Raw genomic sequence first — 16,677 nt, 5'->3', positions numbered from 1 at the left:
AGATCCTACTCTCTTAAAAAAGCGCAATATATCAAAAAATAAACTAAAAGGTCAAATTTTAATGTTTGTTGGGAGTGTGACCGTGGTTTTACCTCAAGTCTTAAAATTTCTGATTTAATTTTATCTTTCAAAATCTCATATGAATCTTTTTCTTTAGTCTCAATTAAAGCATTTTGTATTTTAAGGCGATCTTCAGCCTTATTTTGCACTAAAATGGATAGCCCTTGGGTGAGTTGACCGATAGTCATATTACGATCAATTACTACATTATTTACACCATCTTTAGAAAGAGGTAATGTTCTTTCAGGCATGATATTCCAAAGATCTCGTAATAATTCAGTGGGTATTAATTCATCCTTATTTTTTAATAATCGCTCTCTATCGTCTGCGGAAAATACATAGAATGTCATCTTTTCATTTTCAGGAAATAAGTTCTTTACTGCAAAATTAAGTATTGTTTCTCTTAAGTCAGAACTTTCTGTAATCACTTGAGCATCAACAGCTTTGGAAGCATAAAAATTATCTAGATTTAAGAGAGCTTGCATTGGAGATACAGGGCAAATTTTTTCTCTTAACAAGCATGCTTCATTATATACCGTTTTAGGATTAGTCGTGGTAAATCCTTTTGCAGGAGATACTTCCGATGTTTTCCCCTTTCTACCTGCTTTGAGGATACTTAATGCGGTACTCGAACAATTATGAGTATATAAGTCATAATCATATCCTGAGTCGACTATTTTTCGCATTTGCTTGAGCATAGCAGCAGCATTAAGTCCATTTTTTCCAGTTCCTAGAGGAAGCTGTATTTCTGCATCAGCAGGCCTCCCACGACATAAGTAATCGTCTTCACTCTTAAAAAAAGACTGGCTTTCTCGGATAAATTGTGCACTTTCGTTTTTGTAGTGGTCGCGTAAGTTCTCAAGTTGGCTCTTTAATTGCTCTTTTTCCTTTAATTGAGCTAATTTGGTGAGTTCAGTTTTTTTCTCTACTGAAATATTGAGCGCTTCAATTTGTTCAAACAAATGCTCATCATTAGAGTTAATATTTTTTAATAGTTTATTGAGTTCCGTAATCAGTTCTTTATTTTTTTCCCTCTGCTCTTTTCGGTCAATTTGATCCATTAGCGTGATTGAATCTTGTTCCAATTGGGTTGATTTATTTTTTATATTTTGTATAGCTTCGGCCATATTAAGGATGCTATCCAACTGATCTCTAGGAATTTTACCTTTAGGAAGTTCTATATTTAATTGCTTCGCGGCAATTAAAATCGTTTTATTCCTTGGATGATAAAAATTAATGTATTTTTTATTTTCTTTCAATGCAGTGCATTTTTTTTCTAATAATTGTGCTGTTTTTAGTAAATCTTCACAATTTTCCATTTCTTTTATTTTAAGAATGTACTTACCTTGAGGAGTAGAAAAATCCAATAATCGTCCCTTTTCTGTTAATGAGCTAGCAGGAAATATATTAATAACTCTTCTATTGCTTCTCCTTTCTTGAAGTTCCGCAATCTCTAGATAATGTCTCTTTGTAGTATGGTGCCCTGACCTTTCATAAATAGTATCTTCTTTATAAGAAGGATTAAGATGGAATTTAGCCTTAGTATTCTCAGTTGTACCGGGTATAAAACTAAATCTAACTACATATTCCATTTTTTTTGTACCATCCTCTGTCGTATAGTGCTTTTCTTCTACAGGAATTTTAGGTTTTTTCGAGCAGTATTGTTCTATAAGCGCTTTATTTTCTTCGCTAAAAGGCAGTCTCGTTTCTAAAGAAGCATGCCCAGGATTTTCTCCACGATAGTGCAAATTTGGTATAGGTTATACCAATGTCGACTTGGGCCATTTATGCTGTGATTGAAAGCTGATAGATCAATGTGTTAATGTCCTTATCATTCCATTTTGATATATCTCCTGGAGTTCTTTTCAATAATCAACATTATTGACGGTCATTGGAACTTTATTTCTTTGGCGTAAGGATTTGTAGACAGAGGAACTTCTTGAAGAAAGAGTGACCCACTGCCATAATCCTAAATTCAACTGCCGAATTTAGGATTATAAATTTTCAATTTTTTAAAAAGGATTTCTCATGACTACTGTTGGTACTTATCTTGCTCAACGCCTTCAAGAATTGGGGGTAGATGATTATTTTGCTATTCCTGGTGATTATAACTTGGGTCTATTGGATGAACTATTAAAGAATAGTTCGCTTAAAATGATCAATTGTTGTAATGAGCTCAATGCAGGTTATGCAGCAGATGGTTATGCGCGTATAAAAGGAGTCTCTGCTTTAGTCGTTACCTTTAGTGTCGGAGGGTTAAGTGCCGTAAATGCTGTTGCAGGGGCTTACGCGGAGAATTTGCCAATCATTGTTATTTCAGGCGGTCCTAACACCAATTCTGTTCAGGATGCGGAGATTTTACATCATTCGCTTGCAACTGAAAATTATAACTATGTTCGCGAGATATTTGCAAAAGTCACGGCGCATACGGTATTTATTCATAGACCTAGTGATGCACCTACGCAAATAGATACTGCTATAGCGATCGCACTTGAAAAGAAGAAACCAGTCTATATTGAAATTGCTTGTAATATTGCAGATTTAAGTGTTTCTCCTCCAACTCAGCGTGCCTTTAATGTTAAACGTTTAAGTGATACCTCATCCCTTGCTGCTGCGATTGAGGATGCTGCTGAAAAACTTAATGCAGCGGTGAAGCCAGTATTAATTGCTGGTAGTAAATCACGTCCTTGCGAAGCTACTGCGATGATCGAAACATTAAGCCAGTCTTGCGGCTATGCTCTTGCTGCGATGCCAGATGCTAAGGGGTTTATTTCGGAACAGCATCCTAATTATATTGGCATTTATTGGGGCCCCGTCAGCTCGCCAGGTTGTGGTGAAATTGTAGAGTCGAGCGATCTGTATTTTTTTGTAGGGCCTAATTTTAATGATTACACAACCGTTGGTCATGTATGTAATATTCAGCCTAAAAAACTCATTGTCATTGCAGATGGAAGTGTTTCTGTCGCAGGAAAAGTATATACCGATGTATATATGAATGAATTTTTACGAGGTTTGCAAGATAAGTTGAAATTCAATGATGCATCACTCAAAGCATATAAACGAATCGAAGGTTCAGCGCCTTTATATCATGAGCCTAGTGATTTAAACTCACCGCTTACGACCCGATTTTTATTTGGCCAAATTCAAAAATATTTAAGCAGTGATTATGCTATCCTGGCTGAAACGGGTGATTCTTGGTTTAACGGTATGCGTCTTAATTTACCTGAAAACTGCCCGTTTGAAATTCAAATGCAATATGGTTCCATTGGTTGGTCTGTAGGAGCGCTTCTAGGAATGCAAGCTGCTCTTCATCATAAAAAACGTGTTATTGCTTTGATTGGGGATGGTTCCTTTCAAATGAGCGCCCAAGAGCTTTCTACGATAATTCGTTATGGTTTTAAGCCCATCATCTTTTTAATGAATAATGCTTCTTATACTATTGAAGTTCAAATTCATGACGGTCCCTATAACGTCATTAATAATTGGCATTATGCTGATTTAGTGAAGGTTTTTAATGGCGATCAAGAAAAGGCTCGAACATTTAAAGCCTCCACGCATCAAGGCCTCCTTGATGCAATAGAAGAAGCAAAAAAATCTGATACTTTGTGTTTTATTGAAGTTATTTTGGATAAAGATGATTGTAATAAAAATCTTTTGGAATGGGGTGCGCGGGTAGCATCATACAATGGCCGACCGCCAAAGCAAGTGGACATTATTGTGTAAAATAATACCACTTATTTGGCTATTTAATTTCAGAGCGTTAACTACCAATCGATTTTTTAGGGTTCCGCACAATGCGAACCCTAGACCTATATGTTGCAATTTCTAAAAATCACAGTTCATTTGATAATCATTTTGGATCTATATATTAAGTTCATTAATTGCAACATGATTCATAATAAATACTTTTTGATTTTATTCTGATGTAAAAGTATTGCATCTATCAATTTGATCGTATAAATTACATTTTAAGTTAAATAATAACTAAAGGAATAATATTATGCCAACTTATTTTGATCCGATTATGCAAGAAGATACGTTACTGGATGAAAATACCTGTGTTTATTTGGTGAAGCTTAGTGATAATACATTCAGTATTAAAGGAGTTTCATCAGGATTAGAGAAACTACCTAGTGATCCAACCACCCAAGCGACTGAGTATTGGCCTGTTCCAATAAAAACATTAATGGGGCTTTTAGAGGACCCAGTTCTCTTTGAAGGAGATAAGCTAACTACAAAACCTTTGTCACTAGAACACGTTATAAAATTTTTTGATTTTGATCCTAATCAGGTAAAGCCTAATTCATTTAATAGTGCCATTAAAGAAGAATTAAAAAATGAATGGGCTGAACAGACAATGCGAGATTTACTAAGACAAGAAGGGGCAATTCCCCATACTTTTTTCTACCGCCCTATATTGATGCGAGAGGTTGGTGTAAATCCTGCTCCTCAGGAAGAGCAAAATTCTGGTCAACTCATTCCTGCTCTGGCAGTATTCCATATGATACCGCAGTCAGTAGGTAATGAAGGTGAACCAACCCAGGTATTTTTACAAATGTTTATTATGCTTATGAATCAAGAAGAAGCTGCATTGGATGAACAGGAAGAAGAGAGTGCTCATCAGTTACACTAAACTGAGAAAAAGCATGAGACTTTGTTGTAATAAGATGAATTCTTGGAGATAGATAAAGCCAGTTATTTGATGAATCTTGTGCTTTATTGCATTAAGGCTTCCTTTTCCATTGCAGAGGTTGATTATATCTGCTCCTTGATTGTAGAAGCGCTTTTGCCAGGCATGCTATTTAGAAAGTTGTAAGATAGACAGATGTCGACCTCAGTAATGCCATTTTTGAGGATCGCGAAGATAATCTGCTGTATCTGCTTGCTCCTTGAGCACGTGTAATCTCAATTGCAGCTATGCCAACACTACTGCTGGCTGCTGTAATTAAAACATAGTCTGCTTTCGAAACCTTACCATAATGAATAAGAGCGCCATAAGCGGTCATGTATTGCATCCAAATAGAAGTTGCTTCGACGAAAGAAAGTTTTTCAGGATAGGCTGCAAGGGCATAAACAGGCAAAATAGCTACTTCACCGTAGACTCCATATTTCCCTAAATCAAAGCCGGGTACAGAACTCAATTTCATGCCGAGTATGTTCTTATCAACACCTGGTCCTACGGCTTCAACAATACCTGATGCTTCATAACCAATTTAGGGTCGATCAGATACTGTCCACGACGAAACAAAAAATAAATAGGATCTTTATTTTTTGTTCCTCTTCCTGGAGGATTAATTCTTTAAAAAAAGCCGAATAATTCACTCATTCAGATCTTTATTTGTTCAAATTGAAAATTATTTTGATCGTGCTCTATGCTCGCTAAAGGTATAAATTCATCATTTTTTGTATAATTTTTGATTATTCAGGATGTTTTTTTATAAAAAAGAGCAAATAATGAGTTTGTTTTGCGAAAAAATGAGGAAAATTTGTTGATTTAGATCCCATCTTATGTAACCCTTGTGACCCTATGAGTAGGAAATTAATTTACACAATATGCGGTATTAGTTGTCTTACGATAAGTTTCGTTGGACTGTCGCTTTATAAGCATAATAGGCTTCAAGTTCAAGAGAAACCGCAGAATACTAAAAAAGTGATTATTAAAACCGAGCCTGTAAAGACGGCTGTGGTGGAAGATAATGCACTTAAGAGTGCTAAACAAATTGTTGAAAGCACTCCATCTGCACACGCCTTAAAAAAGGTTAGTGTAGAAAAGACTCATTCAAAAAAAGTTAGTGCAGAAAAGACCCGCTCAAAAAAAGTTGCTTCGAAAAAGGTAGTTATAAAAAGAAAAAATATAGCCTTAACAAAAGTATCTTTTGAAGAATTACCGGGCTGGGATCAAGCAGATGTTAAAAAATCTTTATTAGCATTTCAGACTTCATGCAAAGTTTTTTTAAAGCAGGAACCTTCTCATCCAATCGGTACTCGACATATCAACTTGAAAGCTCGAGATTGGTATCCAGTGTGTAAGGCTGCTTTGGCATTTGATTCTACATCGGAAGATTCAGCCAAAATATTTTTCGAAAAATGGTTTCATCCTATTGAGTTAAAACAACGAAATCCTTCTCAAAGCTTATTTACAGGCTATTATATGCCGCGAATAAAGGGCAACTTAAAGAAAAGTCCTAAGTACAATACACCAATTTATGGAATGCCTAAAGATGGATATACGACTTCATATACTCGTGCACAAATAGATAATGGTGCTCTTAAGAAGAAAGCACCAGTGATTGCTTGGATTCATAGTCCTGCTGAGCGGCTTTTTTTAGAAATCGAAGGTGCAGGTGTGATTCAACTGCCTAATGGTGAGAATATCTATTTGGGGTATGCAGGTGAGAATGGTGCACCATATACTTCAATTGCTAAGATTATGATAAAACAAGGAATTATGAGCCGAGATACAGCATCTAAAGCAGCGATTATACGCTATTTGGAAGAGCATCCTAAAAAAGCCAAAGATATTCTCCATAAAAATAAGTCCTTTGTTTTTTTTGAGGATGTAAAAAAACCTATGGCTCTTGGTGCTCAAGGGATGGCCCTTACCCCAGGTTATTCTTTAGCTGTGGATAAAAAATGGATTCCGCTTGGTGCACCACTTTGGTTAGATACAACTCGACCCGATAAAAATCAAGAAGATGAAAAGCAATTGCAACGCCTCATGATTGCTCAAGATACAGGTGGCGCAATTCGTGGTTTCATGCGAGGTGACATTTATTGGGGTTCAGGAAAGCTTGCCACGTTTCTAGGTGAGCACATGAAGAATGAAGGTCAATATTGGTTATTATTGCCCAAATATATTTTCAATCGGCTCGCTAAAAAATCAGTTTAAATGTATTTTAGGTTAGCGCTTGTTTACAAGCTCTAACACGAAAAACTTCTTTATATGTCTTCTTTATAAAAACATAAATTTCGGTTTTCTCTTTTGAATTCAAAGGAATTTTTTGGTTATTTTTTAAATTCGTAATTTTTCTGTAAAGACTTTATTTGTTAATTAATCCTTAAGCTTTATTGCCTTAAACTGAAAAAAAGCCAAGAGGAGACTACTATGTCAAACAAAAAACTAACTGAACGTTTGAACAATGAGCTAGATGAGCTTGGTGTCCCTGTCTTAATGACAGAGCGAGTGCAAGTATGTTCTGCACTATTCCAAGTTCCAAAATTTAAAATTGAAGCGCTGTTAAATGGAGTTGTCGTTTTAGATTCTGAGTCTATGCAAAAAATTGCTAATGAACTTGAAGTAAGTATGGGTTGGTTAATGGGAGAGGTTCAAGAAAAAACAACACATTAACCAGTATCAATAAACTTATTCGCTGACAATACGAGATCAAGTTCTAATAAAGTAGTTCGATATAAAAATGATTATATCGAACTCACATAAATCCAGATTTAAAAACCATTCACAAATGCATCAATTATCTCCTAAGACTTTCTTGAGCAGGCTCTTTAACCCAAAGCAACAAAAGAGAACCTACTATTAAATAAACGGGCAATAGTGATAGAGCCATGTGATAGCTAGAGAGAGAAAATTGGTGGACACCATTAACGATATGGCCATTCCATCCCATATCCAATAATTTTCCGATAAGAGGCTCTGTCAGGGCATCAAAAAGAGCATCACTGGTATTTATCATAGCAATAACAGTCGCTGTCAATGCTGCAGAGTTTATTTCTTTTCCCATGGCAAAAACCAACATAAACGCGCCAAGCCCAAAACCAAATATAAATAAGAGTACACTTAAAGTTGCAGTGGATAATGTCTGGCAATATAGAACTGATATTAGGGCTGCAGTTGAGGCTAAGGTACTAAACAACATGACATAACGTCGATTACCTAAACGATCGGATAACATTCCCAGGATAGGGCTTCCTAGACCTAAGCCTACAAAAACGAGTGACAACAGAGAGGCTGATTGAGTTTTACTTAAGTGATACGCTTCTTCTAAGAATGGGTTTCCCCAAAGCCCACCAAATACCGCAACAGGTGAGAAAGCAAGCCCACTGTATAAAGTTAGCAGCCAATTTTGTTTGCTCTTAAGTACCCGAAGTAGATCTTGAACTGAAATTGGTGTTTTGGTGGTTGTCATTTTTAAAGAGTCTGGGCGATCGCGTACCACTACAAAAAACAAACAAGAGAGGATAACTCCAGAAACTCCTACACTGAATAAGCATTGACGCCACCCAAAGTGATCAATAAACCATGCCAAAGGAGCTTGACCAAAAACCGCACCAGCCATGGCCGCTGTGGCTAAAAGTCCGCTCACGAAGGCATATTTTTGGGGAGAAAACCAGTCTGCTGCGAGTTTCATATAAGAGACCGTCGCAAAGGCAACCCCAACTCCCATTAATGCACGAGCTATAACCGCTATAGATAAGGTTTCTGCGCTTGAAAATAAAAGCACCCCTAAGGCGCAGCAAAAAATTGCGCTTGAGGTAAAGCGGCGAACACTATATTTATCGAGCAGGAAACCAACAAATAATTGAGTCACCGTATAAGAATAATAAAAAGTGGCAGCTAAGTTTCCTAGTCCTGCGCCTGTCAAATGAAATTGCCTCATTAAAGGTGCAGTGATGATGCTGGGAAAAATTTGCAACACATATTTATAAAAAAGAAAGCATGCAGCTAAGCTGATAACAACAATGGGGTAGACTAAAACAGGCTTTGTATTGTTCTTTTCTAAAGACATTAACATAATTATCTCTCTTTATATAGGTTAGAGTGTTTGCTGAATGGAAGACTCACTGAGCAAAGCGTGGTCTTGGAGAGATCCTGTCTTAACGGGCTTATGGTATTATTCGCTCACCGTTAAGACAGGCGAATAATGTTAATATTATGAATAATGTTTTTAAAAAAAGAGGAGAAAATAAGGGGCATAACAGTACACCAGTTATTACTGGTACAAGACAACTTTGTGGTACTGTTTGTATCGGTCATTGAGAACTCTATTACAATTCAAAAAAATATGAACCTTAAGAAATCCTAACATATGAATAAATAGTTTACAACTGTTGCTTTTTTTCTTCATTGACAATTCTTCACATTATCCTGAGGAGCTAACTTCCCATTAGCCTTAAGTTTTCGTTGATAAAAATAATTTAATACTAAATGAAATGATTAATCTAAAAAACCTATAAATCATGGAGTTAATAACTCAAATCATCATCAATATCAACCAAAACTTAAGGCTAATTGGAAGCGATTCCTTCAGGAGGGTGTGGAGAGTAACCTTCGGTGTAGTTTTGTTGAAAAATGCGAAAAATTTGCGACAAACAGGGTGTTGCTAGATTGGTGCAGATGGAAATGTTGAGCTGCATTTTGCAACTCAACTATCACCTTTCTCAAGAGCAAAATTAAACACGAGATTTATGGTACTTATCCCAAACTGTGAGTTGCTGCTGTTATTGTTATTATTATTGCTCATGATTGCCGAAACGTAGCGAAAATCTAGGCCCATGGTTGTAAAGTCATCAAGGTAATAATTAAAGCCTACTATTCCTTGTAGGGCGAAACCACCTTGTGAGTTATTGGAGGTGAATTGGATTGCAGGATCAATTCCAGAATACTCAGTGGATTCGATATTGCCTTGATTTCTGATGAGTGCGGCTCCCACGCCTAATCCTAAATAAGGAACAAAATTAATATCAGGATTAGAGGACATAAAATCATAAAATGCATTGAATAGCCCATAAAAACCCATAGTGTTGCCATTGAAGCCTAGTCCAGTCTCTTGAACGTATGTAGGGCATCCTTCATAGCGGCCAACGACATTAGGGCTAATGAGCGTACAACTACCTACTTGAAACTCCCCATAATTGTTTATATTATAGAGAAACTCTGCTTCAAGTCTGAAGTTTTGTATTTTATAACCAATAGAGGTACCAACACCTCCACCAACTGGTCCTAAGGTTACTTCCCCACTATAAGGCACGTTGTTAATAGTAAAAGTAAGGTCTGTGTTAGGTGCATGGCTAATTTGACCTAATAAACCAAAGTAAAACCCTTGCACGGGTTCTACACTAAAAGCACTAGTACTTAGAAAGCTCAAAATAAATCCAAATTTAATTATCTGTTTCATTCCATATCCTAAATTAATTCCAATGATAAATGGCAGTTTTTTTGTGCTAATGGAGAAACTATATGAAACTCTCCTTTGATGCAAATTTTTTTTAATTATCCAATAGTATCATGAAATTTAGAAACATTTTTGGCAAATCAATTCTCCTGGAGAGAATATTAGGATGGGCTTATTATTGCACTGAAAACTAGGCCTGGCAGCTATTCAGCAAATAAATAGAGTCACTGCTATTGGATTAACACATAGCAGATGACGTGAGGAGTGACTATAAAAGAAATTTGAAAGAGTTGTGCTCACCTCAGAGCAATCTCTTTTTCGTTATCTTTGATGGATTCTAAAGAAGTTATTAATTCCGCTAATGTTGGCCGTTTCTCTGGATCTTTCTCTAAGCAACTATCTATCAATAATTGTATCTCGGAAGAGGGATTTTCTAATAAATCATACATCAGTATCCCAAGACAGTATATATCCATTTTTGCAGTAGCTACTACGGCGGTAGGCTTTACTGACCAACATTCCGGTGGGATGTGCCAATATTCCTTCTTGTATTCCTCTACGATCTCTTGACTTGACTTCTGAAACGCAAAAGGATCAATAGTGGTTCCTGTAGGAACAGAAAGACCACCATCAATTAAATAGCTTTTTTGCGTACTGGAATCGTAATAAATATTATCTGTTTTCAGATCAAGCACGATCATCCCTTTATCATGACAATCTTTTAATGCTTTGATAGCCGAGTGAAAAAGGATCTTGTGAAATTCTCGAGTATCAATTATAAGCTTGTTATATGGAGTATATTGAATATAGGGTACAACAAGCCTGTAATCTGTTCCTATGCTAAATAAATGAGACTTCTTATTAGGATAAAGCGTTTGGAAAAATCTTTGTTTAATCTTAGCTTCTCCGAAATCTCCAGGTGTCTTGACCGGATTTAATACGGTAACCGCTTTATTAGAAATAGATTTAAACAGTCTAGCCTGTGCATATTCACCTGCTCCAAGAGGTTTTACAGGTGAATACTCTGTTCCTCCATCAGATTCGTATCCAGAGTCGTACCCGGAGTCATCCTCAAAATCTTCTGAACGTTTTCTAGTTTTGGTTTTGTAACGCGGCATAATGATAACCTCTCAATAAGGCTGTATGATACTATAAATTTGGCCAATTTATCACAAGCAAATACATTGGCGTCGTATGCTTAAATAAAAATGTATTTTACCAACTGATAAACCTTTTTCACGGACTTTCATTCTCAAATACTGTTTTTGGAAATCATTTTCACGGGTTCATTGACCCATTTGAGTATACAAATGTTCACGAACGGCTTTTTCTTACCCAAGTTTCTTGATTATATAATTACCATAACAGCCAAATTTTAACAGATCTTTTTAAATTATGAAATAACAAAAATGTTCAATGATACGGTTGCCCCATTAATGGGGCTATAGCGGCACCCAATAAAAAATGGTTATACAGAAATAGTTAATGGGCGTTAATCAAGTAACTCTAAAACTTTTTCAGGAGGACGGCCTATTACTGCCTTGTCCTTAAAGGTGATAATGGGTCGTTGCATTAAAATAGGTTCCTTCAACATTGCTTGTAGCACGTGATCTTCATTATCCAAGGAGAGTCCCAATTCTTTAAAAATGGGTTCATTGACGCGAACAAAGTCTTTAAGAGCGAAGTGAGTGCGTAATACTTTCAATTGATGCATGTCTAATGGCGTTTTAAGATATTCAATAATGATGGGGGTAATTCCTTTATTTTGAAGTAATTCCAATGTTTGTCTTGATTTAGAGCAACGAGGATTATGATAAATGGTAACTTTTTGCATATTTTCTTTTAATAGTTCACTTATTATATTAACTATAACATTAAAATCAAAAGTAAATAAACCCGGATTAGTTGAGACTAATACGGGATTTATAGGAAAAATAGCGTTCTGAATCAGATAAAACTGGCTGTTGTATGATTTATTTTTTCTTGAGCGTTTAACGAGGAGTTTAGGGTTTCTATGAATTTTTCAGAAATGTTGGCACATTCAGGAAATACACATGCATAAAAACGAAGATCTTCAATTGCTTGAGCAACAGTATCTTTTTTATACTTTTGGACATACTCGATATCTTCAAACAGGTAAGTTTGCTCATTCAGCTTTGATAAAATATTCTGTACGTGTTGGTAATATTTTTCAATTAAACTGGGAACGTGATCATTATTGTGAAATAGACCAAAACCTAATGAAATAGTGCGAATGGTGTCATCTAATACAACAACCTTTTTATTCCAATATTCATTGTAGTGATCTTCAAATACTGAGTCTTTAAATTTCATTTAGGCTTCTCCATGATTAAATTATTGGCTAATATAAAGCCATATTATTAAGAAAACCTTAAATATGATTAAAATAATTTCAATATGAATTTTATTCGCTGCAATTTGAGGAAATCAATAGAGGCACTATGATGGACGTTGCAAAAAATTAGGCTTAGCTCAATTTGAGATTTGTTTGCATTTCTGATAATTCACGTTCATCAAGAGGAAAATTTACAGTCCAAGGTTTTATAGGTTTAGGTAGCACTGTTTCAGTACAGTGAATTTTTAATTTAGCAGCTGAAATATGATGAATGCCAAATTCCTCAGCTAATAAGTGACTTCCTTCTTCAAAATTGCTGAGTATTTTTTGTATCTGTTCTTTTCCTTCTTGTTTTGAAAATTTCAATTGTTTCGATTGAGCATCCCAAATTAAGGACTTGCGGCCATGTTCAGTAATTATTCCGACCACAGTTTTAGTATCGCGAATCGCAAGAGGTGTTGGGTGAAATCCCAGTTTTAGTAAATTCATTTGCGCATTTTTTTCATTTAATGGAGTAAAATCTGTTTGCATCAAACGAAGCCAGCCTTGGCTTGTTTTTTTCTCAAGAACAGAAACATTCCCTGCGGGATAAAATTTGAATACATCTTCATTTTGTACAATAGGCTCATTGATGCCCGTGATCAATATTGGAAACCGAGGAGCTGATGAACCCAAACCCGGATCAAGTAAGAATTTTTTGTTATCTATTGTGACTGTTACTATAAAATGTGTGGGCGGTAAAGCGAGTATTTCTGGTGCATTAATTGCTGCACCTAAAAGAACTCGCGCTGCACATAACGAAACTTCATAACCTAATTGAGATAATGCATCATAAAGTAATTCGGAGGATTGAAAACAGTAGCCATCATGTTTAGAAGATAATAATGTTTGATAGCTAAAAAAAGATAAAGAGCTTCTATTAAGCGGATGTTGTTTCGCTATTTCACGCAACTTAAAATTTGAATAAGGGAATGTTTTGACGTGAGAAAAATAAATCTCTTTTAGATAATCAATTTTTTCTTCTGTTGTTAAGTGTTCTAGAGGATGGTAAACAGTTTTTATTTTTAAAAGATAATGTTGTAAATTTATTGTCATAAATCCAGTTCGATTGTATTTTTTGATTATAGCTATATGGTTATACATCAAAGAGATAAATTCAAGTGTATCGTCACTCACCACAGCTGCAACAGCCCTTAATCAATGGCTTGAAAATCTAGTGCTAGCCTGCTTTAATGGAAGTCTTTGATAAGATAATGTAAAATATGAGCCTAACTCAACCAAGAAGAATGGTCTGCTATATATTATATGTATCGTAATCAAGTAATTATAGCGGTATTAATTCCTAAGTTTTATAAGCTCAATGATCTTTAGGAGCGACAAGAAGTATGGAAGGTGCTTTATTCTGCTTAATTCTACTTTTTTTAACCGTATTATCTGGGGTTATTACACGTATTGTGCCTAGATTACCACTACCATTGCTGCAAATAGTTTTGGGGTGTGTTATTGCCTTTTTGTTACCCAATATTCATGTAAAATTGAATCCCGAACTTTTTATGCTGTTGTTTATTCCTCCTTTGTTATTTAACGACAGTTGGCATTTTCCGAAACGCGAGTTTTTACTTTATACTAGACCCATAGTGACTTTATCCATTGGATTGGTTTTTTTTACGGTAGCGGGGGTTGGCTATTTAGTGCATTGGTTAGTTCCTGTTATACCATTGCCCGCTGCTTTTGCATTGGCAGCAGCACTTTCGCCAACAGATGCGGTAGCACTTAGATCAATGACTAAAGGTGTGCGTATTCCCGAGCGAATTATGCATATTCTCCAAGGCGAAGCCCTATTAAATGATGCTTCTGGTTTGGTCTCATTTAAATTAGCTGTTGCTGCGATGTTAACCGGTATTTTTTCATTCAAAAGTGCCCTATTTAGCCTTATATTGGTTGGTTTCGGTGGCATGGCTGTTGGGGCAATTCTTACCTATGCCTTTATTTCGATCCTCGGAAAATTGACTCATAATAGCACCCATGAAACCACTACTGAAAATTTATTATTATTGCTTCTTCCTTTTACTGTCTATCTTGCTGCTGAAAAGCTAGGATTTTCAGGAATATTAGCTGCTGTTTCTGCGGGATTTACTATTGATAGAGCTGGCTTTTTGGACAGAACTTTAGCCACAATGCGTATCGAAGGTCATTTTGTCTGGGGTGTTTTAGACATCACTTTAAATGGGATTATTTTTATCCTTTTAGGATTGTATTTACCTAAATCAATCACATTACTTGCGGACACAGGCTATAGTCTATCAGAGTGCATTACCATTGCAGCGATTATAACCGTGACCTTGATATTGTTGCGTACATTGTGGATTTATTTAACCTTGCCTTTTGAAGCTTTAATTTCCAAGCGTAATCAAACCTCTTGGCATTTTCCGAGCTTAAAAATAATCAGTACAATTTCTTTGGGTGGGGTGCGAGGCGCTATTGCTTTGGCTGCAATTTTATCATTACCTCATTACCTACATGATGGGAGTCCTTTTCCAGCACGACACTTACTCATTATTCTTGTTATAGGCGTGGTTCTTTGTTCCTTATTAATAAGTAGTATTATTTTGCCTTTAATTACTCCCAGTTTGAAAAAATTCATCCATAAACCAAGTCAAGATGAAGAAAAGGAAGCAGTTATTGCCTTAACACTTGCTGCCATGGAAGCGATTAAAACCAAAATGAAAGTTTTATGCGATGAAGTAAATGAAAAAGAGAAGGAACTTTGCCACCAGGTAGCACATAAGCTCATGGATACTTTTAACCAATTTATCATATCGAATCATGGGACAGAAAGTGAAAAGTTGGAAAGTATTTCTGCTTTAACCTTTGAGCGGCAATTACGGTTTGCAGCTTTAGAAGGTGCACATCAAGAATTACGCACGCTAAGAAAACAAAGAAAAATTAATAATACGACGATGATGAAAATTATTGCCAGATTAGATTTACGACACATTGCTTTGCTCAATGAGCATCAGACAATGATTGAAAAGTAAAAATTGAGAAAAAGCGTGAAGGGCGTAGGCTTATTAGCAAATTGAGTATCTATTTTGAGTTGGTTAATTACTGCGATGCTCCCAAAACGCCCGCATCAGTGATTGTTTGTTCATAAATTAGAACTAATGCTGTGCCTTGATGGGTCTCTAATATAACTTCTGGTAATCGAGTGCGATTAAAACATGAGGTTTTACCTGGAAATGAAAGGTGAGAGCCGTGAAGCTCCCATTGCAAACCCTGTGAAGAAAGGATTGCTGTTGGCATTCCTAGTAACGAAATTTTTGTTTGAACGGGTAATAAAAAATTTTGTTGGGATTTTTCTCTGAGCACAAAGCCTCTGACTGGTGGTGAATATAAAAGGCAATCTGTGGTTATAAAGATATTAATATTATTGAGTATATGATCCAAAAAACCACCGTTTACTCCTACAATGATTGCGGGTAGTAAGTTATTATCGCTTAAGTAATGCATGGCTTTTTGATAATCACTACTTGCTTGATCGGGCAAATGCAGGAAAGGATAGCTTTCTAAAATAGGGGTGGAGATAGAATCTAAATCTCCAATAATTAATTGAGGATGAACACCTAATTCAAACAAACGGTTTGCTGCTCCGTCAGCTGCAATGATGGGTAAATTCATCGTGATAAAAAAATCAGGATTAGGTAAATCACCATTGAGGCATAAAATTGATCGATACCCTTTTAAATTAATTACATCGAGCATCATAATGTCGTTTTAGTAGAATAAGCAGCAAACTAATAATTAAGCCAACTACATTAGAACTGATTACAAAAAAAGAATTCGTACTGCTTCCATAAATAATCCATGCTAAAGAACAGACTAGGTAATTAATCAACATCATCATAGAAAGATCTTGAGTGGATCGAGTTTTTAAAGATTTAACGATTTGCGGTAATAAACCAATAAAAGAAGTAATAAAAGCAACAACACCTGAAAGCATAACAATAGACACATTTTCCTCCGCTCAGACTAACGAGATCAGGTTCAAAGGGTTGGTGGATCCTCTCAGCCAAAATAGTGAAACAGGCACCCCTAATGTATAGTTATTATTTTACCATGAAAGGGTTTAAC

The 16,677-nt window shown here is 35.9% G+C and carries 15 protein-coding genes and 1 riboswitch; of the genes, 5 read left to right on the top strand and 10 right to left on the bottom strand.

Features of this window, described 5'->3' with window-relative positions; genetic code table 11:
- Window positions 1–5: 5 nt before the first annotated feature.
- Entirely contained in the window at window positions 6–1,808 is a 1,803-nt protein-coding gene (locus DYH34_RS15655) for a hypothetical protein (RefSeq protein ID WP_058464833.1), read from the bottom strand.
- A 280-nt stretch (window positions 1,809–2,088) separates the two neighbouring features.
- On the opposite strand from DYH34_RS15655, the gene DYH34_RS15650 reads away from it, so the two are divergent.
- Together DYH34_RS15650 and DYH34_RS15645 are read left to right on the top strand one after the other, a co-directional pair.
- Window positions 2,089–3,783, top strand: coding sequence for a thiamine pyrophosphate-binding protein (locus DYH34_RS15650; protein WP_058464834.1), 1,695 nt, complete (start codon window positions 2,089–2,091; stop codon window positions 3,781–3,783).
- A gap of 277 nt (window positions 3,784–4,060) precedes the next feature.
- Window positions 4,061–4,693, top strand: a complete 633-nt coding sequence (locus DYH34_RS15645; RefSeq protein ID WP_058464835.1) for a hypothetical protein — start codon at window positions 4,061–4,063, stop codon at window positions 4,691–4,693.
- Window positions 4,694–4,862: 169 nt separating this feature from the next.
- Here the strand turns inward: DYH34_RS15645 and DYH34_RS15640 are convergent, their stop codons facing one another.
- Window positions 4,863–5,207: an MDR/zinc-dependent alcohol dehydrogenase-like family protein gene (locus DYH34_RS15640; protein WP_238589488.1), complete on the bottom strand. Its 345-nt coding sequence runs from the start codon at window positions 5,205–5,207 to the stop codon at window positions 4,863–4,865.
- A gap of 443 nt (window positions 5,208–5,650) precedes the next feature.
- Between DYH34_RS15640 and mltA the strand changes: the two genes are divergently transcribed.
- Both mltA and DYH34_RS15630 read left to right on the top strand, forming a co-directional pair.
- On the top strand, window positions 5,651–6,949 hold the full coding sequence (mltA, locus tag DYH34_RS15635; RefSeq protein WP_058464908.1) for a murein transglycosylase A: 1,299 nt from the start codon (window positions 5,651–5,653) through the stop codon (window positions 6,947–6,949).
- A 216-nt stretch (window positions 6,950–7,165) separates the two neighbouring features.
- On the top strand, window positions 7,166–7,408 hold the full coding sequence (locus DYH34_RS15630; RefSeq protein WP_058464836.1) for a hypothetical protein: 243 nt from the start codon (window positions 7,166–7,168) through the stop codon (window positions 7,406–7,408).
- A 124-nt stretch (window positions 7,409–7,532) separates the two neighbouring features.
- On the opposite strand, the gene DYH34_RS15625 is transcribed toward DYH34_RS15630, so the two are convergent.
- The 6 genes from DYH34_RS15625 to DYH34_RS15600 all read right to left on the bottom strand — a co-directional run bounded on the left by DYH34_RS15625 (window position 7,533) and on the right by DYH34_RS15600 (window position 13,641).
- Complete coding sequence (locus DYH34_RS15625; protein ID WP_058464837.1) at window positions 7,533–8,810, bottom strand: MFS transporter; 1,278 nt, start codon at window positions 8,808–8,810, stop codon at window positions 7,533–7,535.
- Window positions 8,811–9,440: 630 nt separating this feature from the next.
- Window positions 9,441–10,193, bottom strand: coding sequence for a P44/Msp2 family outer membrane protein (locus tag DYH34_RS15620; RefSeq protein WP_058464838.1), 753 nt, complete (start codon window positions 10,191–10,193; stop codon window positions 9,441–9,443).
- 293 nt (window positions 10,194–10,486) lie between these two features.
- Complete coding sequence (locus DYH34_RS15615; protein ID WP_058464839.1) at window positions 10,487–11,308, bottom strand: protein kinase domain-containing protein; 822 nt, start codon at window positions 11,306–11,308, stop codon at window positions 10,487–10,489.
- 374 nt (window positions 11,309–11,682) lie between these two features.
- Window positions 11,683–12,024 (bottom strand): arsenate reductase (glutaredoxin), encoded by a 342-nt coding sequence (arsC, locus tag DYH34_RS15610; protein WP_058464840.1) that lies wholly within the window; start codon window positions 12,022–12,024, stop codon window positions 11,683–11,685.
- 113 nt (window positions 12,025–12,137) lie between these two features.
- A complete protein-coding gene (locus tag DYH34_RS15605; protein ID WP_058464841.1) occupies window positions 12,138–12,524 on the bottom strand; it encodes a hypothetical protein in 387 nt (128 codons plus the stop codon).
- A gap of 154 nt (window positions 12,525–12,678) precedes the next feature.
- Window positions 12,679–13,641 carry an arylamine N-acetyltransferase gene (locus tag DYH34_RS15600; RefSeq protein ID WP_058464909.1) on the bottom strand — a complete coding sequence of 321 codons (963 nt, stop codon included), beginning with the start codon at window positions 13,639–13,641 and terminating at the stop codon, window positions 12,679–12,681.
- 290 nt (window positions 13,642–13,931) lie between these two features.
- On the opposite strand from DYH34_RS15600, the gene DYH34_RS15595 reads away from it, so the two are divergent.
- Entirely contained in the window at window positions 13,932–15,584 is a 1,653-nt protein-coding gene (locus DYH34_RS15595) for a Na+/H+ antiporter (protein ID WP_058464842.1), read from the top strand.
- Window positions 15,585–15,651: 67 nt separating this feature from the next.
- Here DYH34_RS15595 and DYH34_RS15590 read toward each other — a convergent pair whose 3' ends face one another.
- Together DYH34_RS15590 and DYH34_RS15585 are read right to left on the bottom strand one after the other, a co-directional pair.
- A complete protein-coding gene (locus DYH34_RS15590) occupies window positions 15,652–16,308 on the bottom strand; it encodes a thiamine diphosphokinase (protein ID WP_058464843.1) in 657 nt (218 codons plus the stop codon).
- Window positions 16,292–16,558, bottom strand: coding sequence for a SemiSWEET family sugar transporter (locus DYH34_RS15585; protein ID WP_058464844.1), 267 nt, complete (start codon window positions 16,556–16,558; stop codon window positions 16,292–16,294). Before DYH34_RS15585 ends, DYH34_RS15590 begins: the two co-directional genes overlap by 17 nt.
- Window positions 16,545–16,650: riboswitch (TPP riboswitch) on the bottom strand. It overlaps the preceding gene by 14 nt.
- Window positions 16,651–16,677: the final 27 nt, after the last annotated feature.

Source organism: Legionella cincinnatiensis (genome assembly GCF_900452415.1).
GTDB classification, from domain to species: Bacteria; Pseudomonadota; Gammaproteobacteria; order Legionellales; family Legionellaceae; genus Legionella; species Legionella cincinnatiensis.
Note: the sequence above shows the minus strand (reverse complement) of the source record. Positions and strands in the feature narration are given on the sequence as shown.

Coding starts and splice junctions, on each gene's coding strand:
- DYH34_RS15645 (WP_058464835.1), top strand. CDS start 4,061: ATGCCAACTTATTTTGATCCGATTATGCAAGAAGATACGTTACTGGAT.
- DYH34_RS15600 (WP_058464909.1), bottom strand. CDS start 13,641: ATGACAATAAATTTACAACATTATCTTTTAAAAATAAAAACTGTTTAC.
- DYH34_RS15640 (WP_238589488.1), bottom strand. CDS start 5,207: ATGAAATTGAGTTCTGTACCCGGCTTTGATTTAGGGAAATATGGAGTC.
- DYH34_RS15650 (WP_058464834.1), top strand. CDS start 2,089: ATGACTACTGTTGGTACTTATCTTGCTCAACGCCTTCAAGAATTGGGG.
- DYH34_RS15630 (WP_058464836.1), top strand. CDS start 7,166: ATGTCAAACAAAAAACTAACTGAACGTTTGAACAATGAGCTAGATGAG.
- DYH34_RS15605 (WP_058464841.1), bottom strand. CDS start 12,524: ATGAAATTTAAAGACTCAGTATTTGAAGATCACTACAATGAATATTGG.
- DYH34_RS15625 (WP_058464837.1), bottom strand. CDS start 8,810: ATGTTAATGTCTTTAGAAAAGAACAATACAAAGCCTGTTTTAGTCTAC.
- DYH34_RS15595 (WP_058464842.1), top strand. CDS start 13,932: ATGGAAGGTGCTTTATTCTGCTTAATTCTACTTTTTTTAACCGTATTA.
- DYH34_RS15620 (WP_058464838.1), bottom strand. CDS start 10,193: ATGAAACAGATAATTAAATTTGGATTTATTTTGAGCTTTCTAAGTACT.
- DYH34_RS15615 (WP_058464839.1), bottom strand. CDS start 11,308: ATGCCGCGTTACAAAACCAAAACTAGAAAACGTTCAGAAGATTTTGAG.
- DYH34_RS15590 (WP_058464843.1), bottom strand. CDS start 16,308: ATGCTCGATGTAATTAATTTAAAAGGGTATCGATCAATTTTATGCCTC.
- arsC (WP_058464840.1), bottom strand. CDS start 12,024: ATGCAAAAAGTTACCATTTATCATAATCCTCGTTGCTCTAAATCAAGA.